At 64.7% G+C, this 13,806-nt stretch carries 19 protein-coding genes, 1 tRNA gene and 1 pseudogene; 16 read left to right on the top strand and 5 right to left on the bottom strand.

Going from position 1 to position 13,806, the window contains the following annotated elements; genetic code table 11:
* Nucleotides 1–28 precede the first annotated feature (28 nt).
* Nucleotides 29–232: a YgaP family membrane protein gene (locus tag EV216_RS16940; RefSeq protein WP_132696871.1), complete on the bottom strand. Its 204-nt coding sequence runs from the start codon at nucleotides 230–232 to the stop codon at nucleotides 29–31.
* A 211-nt stretch (nucleotides 233–443) separates the two neighbouring features.
* Between EV216_RS16940 and EV216_RS16935 the strand changes: the two genes are divergently transcribed.
* From EV216_RS16935 to EV216_RS16890, 10 genes and pseudogenes are all read left to right on the top strand, one after another.
* Complete coding sequence (locus tag EV216_RS16935) at nucleotides 444–1,625, top strand: hypothetical protein (protein ID WP_132696870.1); 1,182 nt, start codon at nucleotides 444–446, stop codon at nucleotides 1,623–1,625.
* Nucleotides 1,622–2,086 carry a hypothetical protein gene (locus EV216_RS16930; protein ID WP_132696868.1) on the top strand — a complete coding sequence of 155 codons (465 nt, stop codon included), beginning with the start codon at nucleotides 1,622–1,624 and terminating at the stop codon, nucleotides 2,084–2,086. Before EV216_RS16935 ends, EV216_RS16930 begins: the two co-directional genes overlap by 4 nt.
* A gap of 171 nt (nucleotides 2,087–2,257) precedes the next feature.
* Nucleotides 2,258–2,917, top strand: a complete 660-nt coding sequence (locus EV216_RS16925) for an ABC transporter ATP-binding protein (protein ID WP_132696866.1) — start codon at nucleotides 2,258–2,260, stop codon at nucleotides 2,915–2,917.
* Nucleotides 2,895–4,565 (top strand): KpsE/RkpR family capsule polysaccharide export protein, encoded by a 1,671-nt coding sequence (locus EV216_RS16920; RefSeq protein WP_132696864.1) that lies wholly within the window; start codon nucleotides 2,895–2,897, stop codon nucleotides 4,563–4,565. Before EV216_RS16925 ends, EV216_RS16920 begins: the two co-directional genes overlap by 23 nt.
* Nucleotide 4,566: 1 nt before the next feature.
* On the top strand, nucleotides 4,567–5,400 hold the full coding sequence (gene kdsA / locus EV216_RS16915) for a 3-deoxy-8-phosphooctulonate synthase (protein ID WP_132696862.1): 834 nt from the start codon (nucleotides 4,567–4,569) through the stop codon (nucleotides 5,398–5,400).
* A gap of 72 nt (nucleotides 5,401–5,472) precedes the next feature.
* Nucleotides 5,473–5,547: transfer RNA gene (locus EV216_RS16910), tRNA-Gln, on the top strand.
* Nucleotides 5,548–5,945: 398 nt separating this feature from the next.
* A complete protein-coding gene (locus EV216_RS16905; protein ID WP_132696860.1) occupies nucleotides 5,946–6,272 on the top strand; it encodes a hypothetical protein in 327 nt (108 codons plus the stop codon).
* A gap of 27 nt (nucleotides 6,273–6,299) precedes the next feature.
* A pseudogene (locus EV216_RS16900) lies at nucleotides 6,300–6,674 on the top strand (terminase gpA endonuclease subunit); the annotation flags it as partial.
* Nucleotides 6,675–6,696: 22 nt separating this feature from the next.
* Nucleotides 6,697–6,912 (top strand): type II toxin-antitoxin system Phd/YefM family antitoxin, encoded by a 216-nt coding sequence (locus EV216_RS16895; protein ID WP_341539369.1) that lies wholly within the window; start codon nucleotides 6,697–6,699, stop codon nucleotides 6,910–6,912.
* On the top strand, nucleotides 6,875–8,671 hold the full coding sequence (locus tag EV216_RS16890) for a DNA methyltransferase (protein ID WP_132696856.1): 1,797 nt from the start codon (nucleotides 6,875–6,877) through the stop codon (nucleotides 8,669–8,671). Before EV216_RS16895 ends, EV216_RS16890 begins: the two co-directional genes overlap by 38 nt.
* Before the next feature lie 74 nt (nucleotides 8,672–8,745).
* Here EV216_RS16890 and EV216_RS16885 read toward each other — a convergent pair whose 3' ends face one another.
* Together EV216_RS16885 and EV216_RS16880 are read right to left on the bottom strand one after the other, a co-directional pair.
* Nucleotides 8,746–9,009 (bottom strand): hypothetical protein, encoded by a 264-nt coding sequence (locus EV216_RS16885; RefSeq protein ID WP_132696854.1) that lies wholly within the window; start codon nucleotides 9,007–9,009, stop codon nucleotides 8,746–8,748.
* Nucleotides 9,010–9,036: 27 nt separating this feature from the next.
* Nucleotides 9,037–9,357 (bottom strand): hypothetical protein, encoded by a 321-nt coding sequence (locus EV216_RS16880; RefSeq protein WP_132696852.1) that lies wholly within the window; start codon nucleotides 9,355–9,357, stop codon nucleotides 9,037–9,039.
* Nucleotides 9,358–9,566: 209 nt separating this feature from the next.
* Between EV216_RS16880 and EV216_RS16875 the strand changes: the two genes are divergently transcribed.
* The 4 genes from EV216_RS16875 (at nucleotide 9,567) to EV216_RS18720 (ending at nucleotide 12,394) form a co-directional block, all read left to right on the top strand.
* A complete protein-coding gene (locus EV216_RS16875) occupies nucleotides 9,567–10,979 on the top strand; it encodes a phage portal protein (protein WP_132696850.1) in 1,413 nt (470 codons plus the stop codon).
* Complete coding sequence (locus tag EV216_RS16870; protein WP_243642119.1) at nucleotides 10,972–11,730, top strand: phage major capsid protein; 759 nt, start codon at nucleotides 10,972–10,974, stop codon at nucleotides 11,728–11,730. The genes EV216_RS16875 and EV216_RS16870 overlap by 8 nt, the downstream gene beginning before the upstream one ends.
* Nucleotides 11,730–12,167, top strand: coding sequence for a hypothetical protein (locus EV216_RS16865; protein ID WP_132696848.1), 438 nt, complete (start codon nucleotides 11,730–11,732; stop codon nucleotides 12,165–12,167). The genes EV216_RS16870 and EV216_RS16865 overlap by 1 nt, the downstream gene beginning before the upstream one ends.
* Before the next feature lie 83 nt (nucleotides 12,168–12,250).
* Entirely contained in the window at nucleotides 12,251–12,394 is a 144-nt protein-coding gene (locus tag EV216_RS18720; protein WP_243642118.1) for a DUF7697 family protein, read from the top strand.
* Between the two features lie 5 nt (nucleotides 12,395–12,399).
* Here the strand turns inward: EV216_RS18720 and EV216_RS16855 are convergent, their stop codons facing one another.
* A complete protein-coding gene (locus EV216_RS16855; RefSeq protein WP_132696844.1) occupies nucleotides 12,400–12,690 on the bottom strand; it encodes a helix-turn-helix domain-containing protein in 291 nt (96 codons plus the stop codon).
* Nucleotides 12,687–13,055: a type II toxin-antitoxin system RelE/ParE family toxin gene (locus tag EV216_RS16850; protein WP_132696842.1), complete on the bottom strand. Its 369-nt coding sequence runs from the start codon at nucleotides 13,053–13,055 to the stop codon at nucleotides 12,687–12,689. Before EV216_RS16850 ends, EV216_RS16855 begins: the two co-directional genes overlap by 4 nt.
* A gap of 102 nt (nucleotides 13,056–13,157) precedes the next feature.
* On the opposite strand from EV216_RS16850, the gene EV216_RS18390 reads away from it, so the two are divergent.
* The gene (locus EV216_RS18390) at nucleotides 13,158–13,613 is read left to right on the top strand and encodes a hypothetical protein (RefSeq protein ID WP_165899313.1); all 456 of its coding nucleotides are present in this window, start codon (nucleotides 13,158–13,160) and stop codon (nucleotides 13,611–13,613) included.
* Nucleotides 13,540–13,767, top strand: coding sequence for an Arm DNA-binding domain-containing protein (locus tag EV216_RS18840; RefSeq protein ID WP_341539368.1), 228 nt, complete (start codon nucleotides 13,540–13,542; stop codon nucleotides 13,765–13,767). Before EV216_RS18390 ends, EV216_RS18840 begins: the two co-directional genes overlap by 74 nt.
* Nucleotides 13,768–13,806 lie beyond the last annotated feature (39 nt).

Genomic DNA, 13,806 nt, shown 5'->3' with positions numbered 1-13,806 from the left:
GGATCGCGGGACCGTGTGCCGCAAGGGCTTACTGAAAGGCGTTGCCCGGCCGGATGCCGAGTTTCTTCATCACCATGGCCGCCGGGCAGAAGCCGGTGACCGAGGCCTGGATCAGGTTCACGCCGACAAAGGCGGTCAGCAGATACCACCAGCCCGAGACCCAGGTGCCCAGGGCAAGCGAAAGCAGGATCACGAAGCCTGCGAACATCATCACGGCGCGGTCGAGTGTCATTGTCTCTGTCTCCTTGGCTGGAATCGGCCCGCCCCGGGGCGGTCACGGAAAGGATAGGGCCTGCGCTCTACAAATTCAATATTTTGAATGTCTATCCTGGGTCGATGCCCTGCCGCATCCGCAGATTGACGCCCGTCAAGCGCGACCCGGTCGCCTCGTGCTATGCTTCGGGTTGCCCGTGGTGGGCCGACCTGCAGAGGGAGACAGAACGATGACCTGGACTTTCGACACCGGCGCGAAATACCACACGCAGGACACGAATTATTACTGCGGCGCGGCCTGCGCGATGATGGTTCTTGCGGAAATCGGGTTGCCCTATGCCTCGATGAACCAGGACGACCTGTACAATTCCAACCACAGCCACAACGTCAAGCCGGGCTGGGCGACCGACCCTTACGGGCTGCAATTCACGATGATGGACCGCAAGCCCGCGGCATTCACCAATTCCTTCGTGGTCTACAAGCCCACGACCGAGGCCGAGGGCACGCAGAAGGTGGTCTACACGCTCTGGCGCTATCGGGTCTCGCCGATCACGCTTGTCTATGGCTGCATGCACTGGATCGTGGTGCGCGGCGTGCAGACCGATGTGGAACCCACGCCGGGCACGCCCTATTCGGTGCTGGGCTTGTGGGTGAACAACCCCGTGCACCGCAACAACGCGCCGCATGACGCGGGCGATGTCTGCGGCAGCGGCGGCGTGAACGGGGTCGAGGCGCAATGGGTCAGCTATGCCAACTGGCAATCGACCTATTTCACCGGCTGCGACTATGACAGCGGCACCGGCACGCGCCAGTATATCAGCGTCTGCGACCCCGAGCCGCCGCGGATCGAACTGCCGCGCCGTCCGAAATTCGAAAGCCCCTTCAACGGGCGCGAGTTGATCCGCCGCGAAGAGGCGCTGCGGATGGTGAGCGACGGCATCGACCGCTACAGGCTGCATGATGGCGTCGAGGCGATGCGCAAGCTGCGCCAGCCGCGGTTCGAGGAGCCGGTTCTGGTCAAGCGGCTCGACCGGCTGGACGAGTATTACTATCTTGCCCCGGCGATGATGGGGGGCGAGGTGCACGGCTATGCACAGGTGGACGCGCTGTTCGGCGATCTTCAGGGCGTGTCGATCCTGGCCAAGCCCGCCCGGCCCTTCGATCTGGACCGCGAGCGGGTGGCGAAACGGGCGTTGGACCATGTCTTCAGCCTGCGCGACGAGTTCCGCGGCCGGTTCCGGCTGCGGCCCGACACGTTCTGCGTCTCGCCGACGATGGTGTGGCGGCCCTGCCGGGAATCCTATTCGCCGCATCTGCCCTTCTGGCAGATCACCGCGGGCACGCAGACCGTCTATGTCCGGGCCGATGGCGAGATGTTCACCAGCCTGACCACCGGCGGGACCGGCGTGTGAGTTCCGGGCGATCCGAGACGGGCGGGCCTTGCGGCCCGTCCGACGCCCGCGCCGCGGCGATCGCGGGTCTTGCGGCGGGGGACGGCCTGCAAGGCGCGGTTGCCGGGGAACCGGCCTTCGTGCACCGGCTGGATCTGGCGGATGCGGGCTATTACCTCGTGCCCTTCCTGCGCGACGGCACCCTTGTCGCCATCGCCGAGATCGAGGCGCAGGGCTGCGCATTGGCCAAGGCAGGCGCGATCACGGCGCCGGGCACGCCCTTCCTGCTGGACCCCGAGGCGGCGCGGGCCGCCCTGCCCGTCCCGTCAGGGGGCGCGCCCTTCCTGGGCTGGCAGCCCTGCCGCGAAAGCTGGGACAGTTTCCTGCCCTTCTGGGTGTTCGACACCCCCGACGGCCGGTTCCATGTCGACCAGTCGGGCCAGGTCCACCGCCAGCTCGGCACCGAGGCAAGGGGCGGCTGAGGCCCCGGCGCGACGATCCCGGGCAATCGGCAAGGTGGTGCCGTGCCTTGCGTTTTCGCGTGGCGCCAACGCCGCAGCGGACATAATGTGGCCGCAAATCCGGTTTAGCATCCGATCTGGAAACAAACGTCCGGCGGGGCCGGGCCGGGGGTTGATCGGCGCAGGCAAGGCATGATCGAGTTCATTGAGGTCAGCAAGAGTTTCTGGACCGGAAAGCAGCGCAAGGTGATCCTTGACCGCGCATCCTTTCGCGTCGAGCTGGGCAACTCTCTGGGCATCCTCGCGCCGAACGGCACCGGCAAGACCACGCTGATCAACATGATGGCGGGCCTTGAAAAGCCCGACGAAGGGCGGATCAACCGCGTCTGCCGCATCTCCTTCCCGCTGGGCTTCATGGGGGGCGTGGTCAACCGCCATACCGGCACCGAGAATGCCCGCTATATCGCGCGCCTTTACGGCCTGGACCCCGATTATGTCGAGGCGTTCTCGCGCTGGCTGTGCGGGATCGGGGAATATTACGACATGCCGGTGGGCACCTACAGCCAGGGCATGCGGGCGCGGTTCACCTTTTCGTTGATGCTGGCGCTGGATTTCGACATCTACCTGATCGACGAGGGGATGCCGTCCACCACCGATGTCGAGTTCAACCGCAAGGCCGGCGCATTGCTGCGCGAGCGGCTGGAAAGCGCGACGGTCGTCATCGTCTCGCACCAGCCCGCGACGCTGGAGAAATTCTGCCGCTCGGCCGCCGTTCTGCATCACGGCCGGATCCATCTTTTCGACAGCCTGGACGAGGCCAAGGAACTCTATGACTACCAAACCCGAGGCTAATCGGTTCCGCATCCGCCGCGGCGACGGCGCGCGCGCCGAAGAGGCCGATCCGCAGACGCCGCCCCCTGTCGAGGACGGCTTCGGCGCCGCCCCCGCCCCGACCGCAAGCGCCGCGGCCCCGGCAGCCGAGCCGCAACAGCAGGCCGCGGCGCCCCCCACGCCCCAGGGGCGCAAGCCGCTGTCCCCCGACCAGGAGATCGAGGCGATCCGGCGCGAAGGGCTGACCGGACGCCAGTTGCGTCTGGCCCGGCGCGTCGCCTGGAAATACGGGCTGGCCGTCACATCCGACCACGACGCCGTGCGGCTTCTGCGCCAGCGCGGGGTGGACCCGTTCCAGCGGGCGAACATGCTGAGCCTCGTGCGCGACGCGGCAGGCGCGATCGTGGCCAGCCCGGCCGGGACGGGTCAGGTCCAGTTGCCACGCAACGCCGGGCGCGACATGCCCGCGACCCGGCCGGAGAGCGGCGTCCCGACCCCCGCCCCGCACGCACCGGCCGAAACGCGGATGCGCGAGATCCGCGAGATCCAGCGCGACATCGCCCGCCGCCGCCGTCGCGCCCTCGCGATGATGATGGCCCGGCTTGCCGCCTTCGTGTATCTGCCGACGATGATCGCGGGCTATTATTTTCATGTCGTCGCGACGCCGATGTATGCCACGAAATCGGAATTCGTGATCCAGCAGGCCGATAGCCAGGGCGGCGGCGGGCTGGGCGGCCTGTTCCAGAGTGGCGGGCTTGCGATGCAGCAGGATTCGATCGCGGTGCAAAGCTATCTGCAATCGCGCGACGCGATGCTGCGGCTCGATGGCGATCTGGGCTTCCGCAGCCATTTCGGCCGGGAAGAGATCGACCCGATCCGGCGCCTGGCCGAGGGGGGCAGCAACGAAGCCGCCTACAGGCTTTATCAGAAGGTGGTCAGGATCGGCTACGACCCGACCGAGGGCATCCTGAAGATGGAGGTGATGGCCGCCGATCCCGAGACCAGCGCCGCCTTTGCCGAGGCGCTGATCTCCTATGCCGAGGAACGGATCGACGGGCTGACCCAGCGGCTGCGCGGCGACCAGATGGCCGGCGCCAACCAGAGCTATGACAATGCCGAGGCCCGGGTGGCCGAGGCGCAGGCGCGCGTGCTCGATCTTCAGGAAAAGCTGGGCGTGCTGGACCCGGTCAGCGAGACCAGCGCACTGATGAACCAGATCGCCGGTTTCGAGACCCAGCTGCGCGAGAAGCGTCTGCAACTTCAGCAGCTTCTGGACAATCCCAGACCCAGCCGGGCGCGCGTCGACGGGGTCGAGGGCGATATCAGGCGGCTTGAGGATCTGGTGACCGACCTGCGCGCCTCGATGACCGAAAGCGGGACTTCGGGCGGATCGCTCGCCCGCGTCTCGGCCGAATTGCGCATCGCCGAGGCCGACCTTGCCAACCGGCAGCTTTTGCTGCAACAGGCATTGCAGCAGCTTGAGACCGCCCGGATCGAGGCCAACCGGCAGGTGCGCTACCTGTCGCTGGGCGTCAGCCCGGTGGCCCCGGACGAGCCGACCTATCCGCGCGCCTTCGAGAACACGGCGCTGGCATTCCTGATCTTCGGAGGGATTTACCTGATGATCTCGCTGACCGCCTCGATCCTGCGCGAACAGGTCTCGGCCTGACATGACGGATGTCCGGATCGGCGACCTGAGCGTCGGAAACACCCGCCCGCTGACCGTGATCGCCGGGCCCTGCCAGCTGGAAAGCCTGGACCACGCGCTGATGATCGCCCGCGCGATGCAGGACGCCTGCGCCGCGGCCGGTGCGGGTTTCGTGTTCAAGGCCAGCTTCGACAAGGCCAACCGCACCTCGCTGGGCGGCAAGCGCGGGGTCGGCATGGCACGGGGGCTGGAAATCCTTGCCGAGGTGCGGGCGGCGCTGGGCGTGCCGGTGCTGACCGACGTGCATGCCCCCGAGCAATGCGCCGCCGCGGCGCAGGCGGTGGACATCCTGCAAATCCCCGCCTTCCTGTGCCGCCAGACCGATCTGTTGCTGGCCGCGGGCGAGACAGGGGCGGCGATCAATGTCAAGAAGGGCCAGTTCCTGGCGCCCTGGGACATGGCGAATGTCGTGGCCAAGGTGGAATCGACCGGCAACCGGCGCATCCTGCTGACCGAGCGCGGCACCTCCTTCGGCTACAACACGCTGGTCGCGGACATGCGCGCGCTGCCGATCATGGCGCGCACGGGCTATCCGGTGGTGATGGACGCGACCCATTCGGTGCAGCAGCCCGGCGGGCTGGGCGGGGCCTCGGGCGGGCAGCGCGAATTCGCCCCGGTGATGGCGCGGGCCGCCGTGGCGCTGGGCGTGGCCGCGGTCTTCATCGAGACGCATGAGGCGCCCGACAGCGCCCCCTCGGACGGGCCGAACATGATCCCGCTGGACAGGATGCCCGACCTGGTGGCGACGCTGATGGCATTCGACCGGCTGGCCAAGGCGCATCCCCTGCAGCCCTGAACGCGGCCTGCGTTTTTTCGCGCTATGGGGCTTGCAGCCTGCGCGCGACCGGCGTATCTAGCGCCGCAGCATTGGGGAGTGGCGCAACGGTAGCGCAACGGTTTTTGGTACCGCAGGTTGCAGGTTCGAATCCTGCCTCCCCAGCCAGTTGAAAAGAAAAGACAGTTTCTTCTCTGCGCGATGTGACGCAGGGGCCGGTTTACAGGTCCGTTTACAGAAGAAGGTCGGGAATTGTTGCGCAGGCGCAACAAAACATCCTCGGACGCCGACTTGTTCGCGGCGTAAATCTCGATCATCCGGGCAGCATGAGGAACGGACCAGCCCATGCGCCGGGCGATTTCGGAAAACGATTCCCCGGACAGAAAGAGCCGGGTCGACATCCCGCAACTGCTCATCGAGCTCGCCGCACGCAGGCCCGTCTTTCACTCCGAGGCTGACCTGCAGCATGAACTGGCGTGGCACCTTCGGGAAGTTCACCCGGATCTTCAGGTGCGGCTGGGCGCACTGTCGACGCGCCTCGGCTGGTCGACGTCAAGGCGCACCACATGGCCGAGGCCTTCACCCGCGCGGCGAACTGGAAGCGGTTCGACAAGCGCGAGGGCGAGTGGCTCAGCACCGACTGCCCGCACAGGATCGCGGAGACCTTCCTGGCGCGCGAGGGCCAGTGGCGCCTGCCGGTGCTGACCGGGATCATCAACTGCCCGACCCTGCGCGCCGACGGCTCGATCCTCGACCTGCCGGGCTATGACGCGCAGACCGGGCTGCTGTTCGACTCGCAGGACGTCCGGTTCCCGGCGCTGCCGCGCGATCCCGACCGTGACATGGCGTTGCGCGCCCTGAGCGTGCCGCGCGGCCCTCGGCGAGCGCGGTGATGGCCGCGCCGCCCGACGCGCACCAACAAGGGCAAGATCCCGCTGTTCATCGTCGGCGTGGACGCGGTGAAGGACGCGGTCTACGCCCGGCTGCGCCTGACCGAGCCCGGCCCCGGCGCGATCCACTTCCCTCGCCGCCTCGACGCCGACTACTTCCGCCAGCTGACCGCCGAGCGCGTGGTCACCCGCTTCGAGCGCGGACGCCCCATCCGCTCCTGGCAGCCCAAGCGCGATGGCGAGCGCAACGAGGGCCTCGACACCTTCGTCTACGCCCACGCCGCCCTGCACGGGCTCATCAGCATGGGGCTCAGGCTGAACGAGGAGGTGGAGGGGGTTGGTATCCGAGCTGCGGCGCCAGCACGCGACGCGAAGGGGGTGATCCGGTCGGCATGGATGAAATGACCGATTGCAACTTCGGACTCTTATGATCACTGTGACCCGAATAGGGGAGGCGGCCATGAAGACGATGTCAGCCCGAGATGCCAAGCATCAGTTTGGCCTGTTGATCGATACTGCTCGCGCGGGACCGGTCACCATCGAAAAGCATGGACGGCCTGTCGTAGTCGTCGTCGCTGTAGAAGAATTCGAACGCCTTGAGAGACTTGATATTCGCAAAGACCAAGAGCATCCATCTTCATAAACGGCAACATCAGCTTGAACTTGCAGAGCAACGAGGGCTGAGCAAGGCGCAACACAATAATGGAAAACTGACCTTGGTGAAACTACGACACGACTCAAATTCCGCACCCAAGGGACGTGAGCGCGACCTATTCGATGAGGATGAGCCCCTGAAAGATTACGCGACTATTGATAAACACGTTGACCGGGAGACAATCGAGGTCATGTTGGGCATCATTCCCGCTCAAACTTGGCCGGCTCGCTACAAAATTCATAAATACTGGGGACGGAAGCCTGCCAATATCGTGTCCAGCTACATTGATTTTTTTTCGATACCCGGAGAAACTATCTTAGACCCATTTTCAGGATCAGGCGTTACCATTGTTGAGGGGGCTCGTCTGAAACGGCGCCCTATAGGCTTCGACCTAAATCCTTTCGCCGTTCGATTAACAAATGCAATGCTGTCGCCACCCACGCCTGCGGCATTTTCAGAAGCCGCACGCCAGGTAATAGCGGCGACTGAGCGATCAATCGCACATATGTATGTGACGACGTGCGACAGCTGTGGAGGCGACGCCACTGTTCGAAGCATCGGCTATATCAAAGACAACATGCGGGAGATTCGCTACAAATGCCCTCACTGCAAGCATACGGCGGCACGCCCACCGCAACCTAGAGACATAACGCTCGCAGCGATGGAATTGCCGGTGCCTTTCGGTGCACCCGATGAAGAAATTATTTTCGGCTGGGAAATGCAAAAACTGAAGCGGCGCAATGTCAAGCGCTGGAGCGAGCTGTTTACGCATCGAAACTATTGCGCCGCCGCAGAGCTTAGGAATGCGATTCTAGAAGTTACGGATCCGAACACCAGAGAATGGCTGCTCCTGTCGTTGACGGCAGGTTTAGCGCAGTTCACCCGGATGATCGCTGACTTCGAGGGAAAGGCAGGTGGACCAAGCTGGAAGATCAATTGCTATTGGATGCCTGACAAGTGGCAGGAGCTTAACCCAATTTGGTACTTCGAAAACCGCGTTACGAAGAGCTTGGCTTCTGCCTTGGATCTTATTTCGAACGGGGCCCCATTTAACTCTCCAAGAGCGAAGATAGTCGATAGCCGAGTGATGCCAATAAAAGAGGATTCCGTAGATTATATATTCACTGATCCGCCCTACGGCGGCGAGGGAATACAATACGGAGAATTGTCGTACCTTTGGTGTCTATGGCTGTCAGAAAAACAGGAGTTAGGGGCCGAGGTGGCTTTCAACCCATATCGGAGGCTTGACCAGGATCATTATTCGAATGGCCTTCAGAAAGTATTTTCCGAGTGTTTTCGCGTTCTAAAACCAGGGCGCTGGATGACCGTCGCCTTCGCAAACAAGGACCCTTCCGTTTGGGATTGCCTGATGAATGCGTGCCGCGACGCGGGATTCAAATTTGTAACAGCTGCCCCTATGAAGCGATCAGCCCCCTCACTTACCGAAACGACGATGCACACCGCGCCGAAGGCAGATCTTATCTTGACATTTCAGAAGCCACCCGCGGCGCAAACCGATACTGCTAGGCCAGAACACGCAGTCACATACTCTGTCGGATCTGCGGTTGAGCGTATCGTTGAGGCTATGAGGAATTGCGGCATCGAGATGACCCCACACAATGTCTTTGATCGCGTAACAGTTGATTGGTTTTCTTGGTTTTACGAGAACGGCAGCCGACCAAACGCTGTTCGCCCAACTCTTGCAAAGGTAGAGTTTTATCTAAGAGAGCGCGGATATACCTCTTAAAAAGGGTAACAGGTTCCTTTTCTGGGAGTTTGGCGCGAATTTCTTTCTGAAGAATCGCCGCCACGTCCTGCTGGTTAACTATCGCCGAAATACGCCTTTAGATCGGCGTAAATTTGAAGCTTCACAGACTTACCCGCAGCACGCACCATCTCTCTCAGGTTCTTGCGACCAGTTACGTCATCAATGAAATTTTTCTTCTCTTGTTGATGCCTTGCGCAGAGAGTTTGCCAGTCATCCAGTGTACCGGTCCATTTCCCGTCAGGTAGACTATGAGGCGACTTGTGATCAGCGGTCAGGACGACTGTCCCACCGCCAACTGGGTCGATCGCTCCAGCCATGAGTGAGCACCCGGGCCACTGGCATTTTTATCCGTCGCGGGCAAAAAGTTCTGCTCTCTCTCCAGCAGAAAGATACTGCCGAGGTTTCGCCACCCTTTCAGCGGTGGCTGAAGCGAGCATGTACTGCCCTGGCTTCAATCCCTCGCGATCCCGCCATGACAGAATATCATATCCTTCGTCGACGCGTAGCTCCGACAGCCGCTGATGCCAGTTCTCCGGGATCTTTCCCGTCTCCGGATTCATGGCGGCTTGTTGAATTTGCTCCCGGGTGACAACCTTCCCGACATTCTGAATTAGAAAATCGCGAATGCGACCTCGGACATTGTTGCTAGTTTTCTTGGCCGCCATATTTGATATTTTCTCGACTTATTCATGGTGGTCGTCGTCCTCGCTTGGCCGAAGCCGCTCGAGCCGCTGCACAACCTGAAGCTCGAGCTACTTGGTCTCAGATCGACGAATTCGTTGGCACTGTAGGCGAACAAGATCGGCGCCACAATCCTGCGGTTCCCAAACGTTCCCAATAGTCAACTCCCTACTGCCGCGCGAGAATCGGCCTCATGCGGACCTTCCTCCATCGCCTCCTCGGCCTCGCGCGCGCTCGCGGCTTCGACGCTGCGGGTGGCGGGCGGCGTTGGGAGGGGGCGCGGACGGTCGACGGGCTGAACGCGGCGATCCTGGCGGGCGCGACCACGGCGGCGCGGCGGGCCGGATGGTATGCGCGGAACAACCCGTGGGTCGCGGCGGCGGTGGACAGCCTGGTGGGCAATGTCGTCGGCGCCGGGATCAAGCCGCAGTCCACGCATCCTGACCGCGCGGTGCGCGAGCGGCTGCAGGCGCTCTGGCTGCGCTGGACCGATCACGCCGCCCCGGACGGGCTGGCGGATTTCTACGGGCTGCAGGCCATGGCGGTGCGCGCGATGGTCGAGAGCGGCGAGAGCTTCGCCCGGCTGCGGGTGGCCAGCGACGCCGCCGACATCCCCCTCCACCTCGAGCTTCTGGATCGCGAGCAGGTTCCGCTGGACCTGCACCGCGGGATCGGCGGCGGGGCGCGGATCCGCGCGGGCATCGAGTTCGATGCCGCCGGTCGCCGGGTCGCCTATCGGGTCTTGTCCTCCCGCCCGGACGATCCGCTGGGGTCTCTCCGCATGGACCCGCTCCGCGTCCCCGCCGCCGATTGCCTGCACCTGTTCAAGCCGCTCGCCGCGGGCCAGCTGCGCGGGATCACCTGGCTCGCGCCGGCGCTGCTGCGGCTGCACGAGCTCGACCAGTTCGAAGACGCCGCGCTGGTGAAGGCCAAAGTCGCCGCGTTGTTCACCGGCTTCATCACCGACCCGGACGGCACAGCGGGCGGGCTCTCGGGCACCAACACCGGCGGCGCGCTGACCGTGGGCATGGAGCCAGGCAGCCTGATCCCGCTGCCGCCCGGCACGGACATCCGCTTCTCGAACCCGACCGAGCACGACGCCTACGCGCCCTTCGTGAAGAACCACCTGCGCGCCGTCGCGGCGGGGCTCGGCCTGCCCTACGAACTGGTCTCGGGCGACCTGGAGGGCGTCACCTACTCCTCGATCCGGGCGGGACTGATCGAGTTCCGCCGCCGGGTAGAGCAACTGCAGCACAACGTGGCGGTGCACCTGTTCTGCCGCCCCGTGTGGGAGCGGTTCGTGCGGCTCGCGGTGCTTACCGGCGAGTTGCCCGCGCGGGACTTCGACCGGAACCCCGACGCCTACCTGGGGTGCGAATGGCTGCCGCCGAAGTTCGACTACGTCGATCCGATGAAGGACGTGCAGGCCGAGATCATGGCGATCGGCGCGGGACTCAAGAGCCGGTCCCAGGCGATCTCAGAACGCGGCTACGACGCCGAACAGGTGGATGCCGAGATCGCCGCGGATCGCGAGCGCGCGGAGGGGCTGGGGCTCGCCTTCGGCGAGACGGCGGGGTCACAGCGGAAGGAGGCCGGCGATGGCTGATACCGAGATTGCGCTTTCCACGCCCATGGTGCCACCGGGCCGGTCAGCGGAAACCGTCGAGGACGGGAACGGTTTCCTGACCCGCCGCGCGACACTAGCGCCTGCCACGGCCGATCCGGAGGCCCGCACCGTCGAGGTGATCTGGTCCACCGGCGCGCCGGTGCGTCGCCTCGACATGGCGGGTCCATACATCGAGCGGCTGAGCCTTGATCCGCAGGCGGTGGACCTGTCGCGCCTCGAAGGGGCCAGCGTCCTCGACGCACATCGCCAGACCGCAGTGCGCGACGTGCTGGGCTCCGTCCGCAGCGCTGCCGTAGACGGCAGGCGCGGCACGGCGATGATCCAGTTCTCAGCCCGGCCCGAGGTGGAGCCGGTCTGGCAGGACGTGCTGGCGGGCATCCTGCGGCATGTCTCGGTCGGCTACTCGGTCGAGGAGTGGGCCGAGACTACCGAGAACGGCGCGCGCATGCTGACCGCCGTGCGCTGGACCCCTCACGAGATTTCCCTGGTGCCGACGCCCGCCGACCCCGGCGCCCACATTCGCATGGAGATAGAGATGACCGAGACGACCACCACCCCGGCGCCGCCCGAGGCACAGAAGGAAACGCGCGCCGAGGCCAAGGTCGAGACCTGGGCGCGGAAGATCGGCATCACCCGGCAGGTGCTGGTCAACGACGACCTCGGCGCCTTCTCGGACCTCGCCCGCCGAATGTGCACGGTGACGCTGGTCAACGAGAGGGAAACGTACTGATGATCACGCTGGACCTGACGAACGCGCCGCGCTGGCTGGACCTGCTGCCCGGCGTCCGGCTGAAGCTCCGCCCGCTCACGACCGCGCTGATGGTCTCGGCCCGCGCCGATCCTGCCGTCGAGGCGCTGCCGCCCGAGGCCACGACCGAGGAACTGGCGCTCGCCATGGCCAAGGCCGTCGCCCGGCGCGCGGTGCTGGACTGGGAGGGTGTCGGCGATGCCGAGGGCAATCCGGTCGGGGTGACACCCGAGGGGATCGACGCCCTGCTGGAAATCTGGCCTGCCTTCGAGGCATTCCAAGGGGCCTATGTCGCGAAGGGCCTGCTGCTGGAACAGGAAAAAAACGCCTCTGCGCCCTTGCCGACTGGTCCTACGGCGGGGGCGAAGACTACTGCGCGGCGTGCACGCAAGCCTGCCCGGAGTGCCCCGCGCGCCTGAACCGACCCCTGACTTGGGAAGGCGCGCAGGTCTGGGACCTGGCACAGCGCCTCGGTGGCCAGCTGCGCATCCTGCCTGGCGCGGTGATCGGCTGGGACATGGGCGCGGCGCTCGCGCTGGGCCGTGCGCTGGGCGTCCCGCCCCTCGCCATGGCCGAATTCCTGCCGCCCATCGAGGCGGTGATGGTGCGCCGGATCAACGAGCAGTTGGCAGCCGCGCGCCCTTAGCTGTCTCAGCGCACGAGCGTGCGCTGGACGATCTGCGGATCCTTGTCGATCAACGCCAGCAGGACCCGCGCCGGTCCTTCGGGGCTGCGACGGCGCTGCTCCCAGTTCAGAAGCGTGCCCTTCTTCACGCCGATGCTGCGCGCGAATTCCGACTGCGACAGACCCGTGCGCGCCCGGATCGCCTGCACATCAGGGTCCGGCAGCTCGATCTCGTGGACGGTGCCGACCCTCTCGCCCCGCGCATGCGCCAGAGCCTCCTGCAGACCCGTTTCGATGCTCTTGAATGCGTCGCTCATCGCGTCCTCCCGTAACTTGCCGCAAGGGCCTCACCCAATTGCCTGACCATGTCCGTTTCGCGCGGGGTCAGATTGGCCTTCTCGTTCTTCGCGAAGACCGTGATGAGGAAGATCGGCACTCCAGCCTCCGGGCTGAAGAAGTGGATCACCCGATACCCGCCGCTCTTGCCGCCTCCGTCACGCGCGAAGCGGAACTTGCGCACCCCGCCGCCGATGGACACCCCTGCCGTCGGATTGCGCGCGACGAAATCGATCAGGGCCAGCCGTTCGTCCTCCGACATCAGGCTGCGCGCACGGCGCTGGAACTCCGGTGTCTCGACAACAGTGACAAGGTTCATGACCCCATATGTGCGCCAATGGCGCATATGTCAATGGCGCATGCAAAGAGGATGGCGGGATGACCGAGAAACGCGTATCCGTCCGCCTTGCGGCGGTGGGCGGTCGGCAGGTGCGTGCCGAACTGGAGGGTGCCCTGGGAAATCGACAGCATCGATCAGCTGATTGGCCGCGTGGACCGTCTTGGCGCAACAGGCGAACGTAAGGGCGGCAGGCGTGTCATCGACATCTGGCGGATCCTGATCGAAGGGTCACAGGAAACCGCGATTGCCGACACCGTCGCGGAACTGGGCGTGTTCGACTCGCCGCTTCCGCCCCTCTCCCCCAACCTGGAACGCCGCAGGCAGGCTCCACCGGAGGCAGGTCCGGTCGAGCTCTGGCAGGGTCAGGTCGCAGCTTTGGAAAGATCGCTGTCAATGGCTCGGCTGAACTTCTCCGAGGCGACCGACTTCCTGCAGGGCCTTGCCGCCGGGCATCACCCTGCTCGTACCGTACAACCCGGAAGCCGCTCCCATGCCCAAACTCACCAAGCGCATCGTCGACGCCGCAGAGGCACAAGCCGCCGAATACTTCGTCTGGGACAGTGACATCCCCGGCTTCGGGCTTCGGGTGCTGCCAAGCGGGCGCAAAGGCTACGTCGTGCAATATCGCGCCGGACGCCGGTCGAGGCGGATCAGCCTCGGGCTGGTCTTGCCCCCGTTTCACCGGACACTCAGGCGGTTGCGGTTTGAGCTGCGATGACCTCGCGGGGCGAGCGCATTTTCAGCCCTGAGTGCGGGT

This window comes from Rhodovulum steppense, from assembly GCF_004339675.1.
GTDB classification, from domain to species: domain Bacteria; phylum Pseudomonadota; class Alphaproteobacteria; order Rhodobacterales; family Rhodobacteraceae; genus Rhodovulum; species Rhodovulum steppense.
The sequence above is the reverse complement of the archived record's forward strand: the minus strand, read 5'-3'. Positions and strand labels throughout refer to the sequence as shown.

What these genes read in the sequence shown, in the direction of transcription:
- EV216_RS16940 (WP_132696871.1), bottom strand. Translation starts at nt 232, where the DNA reads ATGACACTCGACCGCGCCGTGATGATGTTCGCAGGCTTCGTGATCCTG.
- EV216_RS16935 (WP_132696870.1), top strand. Translation starts at nt 444, where the DNA reads ATGACCTGGACTTTCGACACCGGCGCGAAATACCACACGCAGGACACG.
- EV216_RS16925 (WP_132696866.1), top strand. Translation starts at nt 2,258, where the DNA reads ATGATCGAGTTCATTGAGGTCAGCAAGAGTTTCTGGACCGGAAAGCAG.
- EV216_RS16920 (WP_132696864.1), top strand. Translation starts at nt 2,895, where the DNA reads ATGACTACCAAACCCGAGGCTAATCGGTTCCGCATCCGCCGCGGCGAC.
- kdsA (WP_132696862.1), top strand. Translation starts at nt 4,567, where the DNA reads ATGACGGATGTCCGGATCGGCGACCTGAGCGTCGGAAACACCCGCCCG.
- EV216_RS16905 (WP_132696860.1), top strand. Translation starts at nt 5,946, where the DNA reads ATGGCCGAGGCCTTCACCCGCGCGGCGAACTGGAAGCGGTTCGACAAG.
- EV216_RS16895 (WP_341539369.1), top strand. Translation starts at nt 6,697, where the DNA reads ATGATCACTGTGACCCGAATAGGGGAGGCGGCCATGAAGACGATGTCA.
- EV216_RS16885 (WP_132696854.1), bottom strand. Translation starts at nt 9,009, where the DNA reads ATGGCTGGAGCGATCGACCCAGTTGGCGGTGGGACAGTCGTCCTGACC.
- EV216_RS16880 (WP_132696852.1), bottom strand. Translation starts at nt 9,357, where the DNA reads ATGGCGGCCAAGAAAACTAGCAACAATGTCCGAGGTCGCATTCGCGAT.
- EV216_RS16875 (WP_132696850.1), top strand. Translation starts at nt 9,567, where the DNA reads ATGCGGACCTTCCTCCATCGCCTCCTCGGCCTCGCGCGCGCTCGCGGC.
- EV216_RS16870 (WP_243642119.1), top strand. Translation starts at nt 10,972, where the DNA reads ATGGCTGATACCGAGATTGCGCTTTCCACGCCCATGGTGCCACCGGGC.
- EV216_RS16865 (WP_132696848.1), top strand. Translation starts at nt 11,730, where the DNA reads ATGATCACGCTGGACCTGACGAACGCGCCGCGCTGGCTGGACCTGCTG.
- EV216_RS16855 (WP_132696844.1), bottom strand. Translation starts at nt 12,690, where the DNA reads ATGAGCGACGCATTCAAGAGCATCGAAACGGGTCTGCAGGAGGCTCTG.
- EV216_RS16850 (WP_132696842.1), bottom strand. Translation starts at nt 13,055, where the DNA reads ATGCGCCATTGGCGCACATATGGGGTCATGAACCTTGTCACTGTTGTC.
- EV216_RS18840 (WP_341539368.1), top strand. Translation starts at nt 13,540, where the DNA reads ATGCCCAAACTCACCAAGCGCATCGTCGACGCCGCAGAGGCACAAGCC.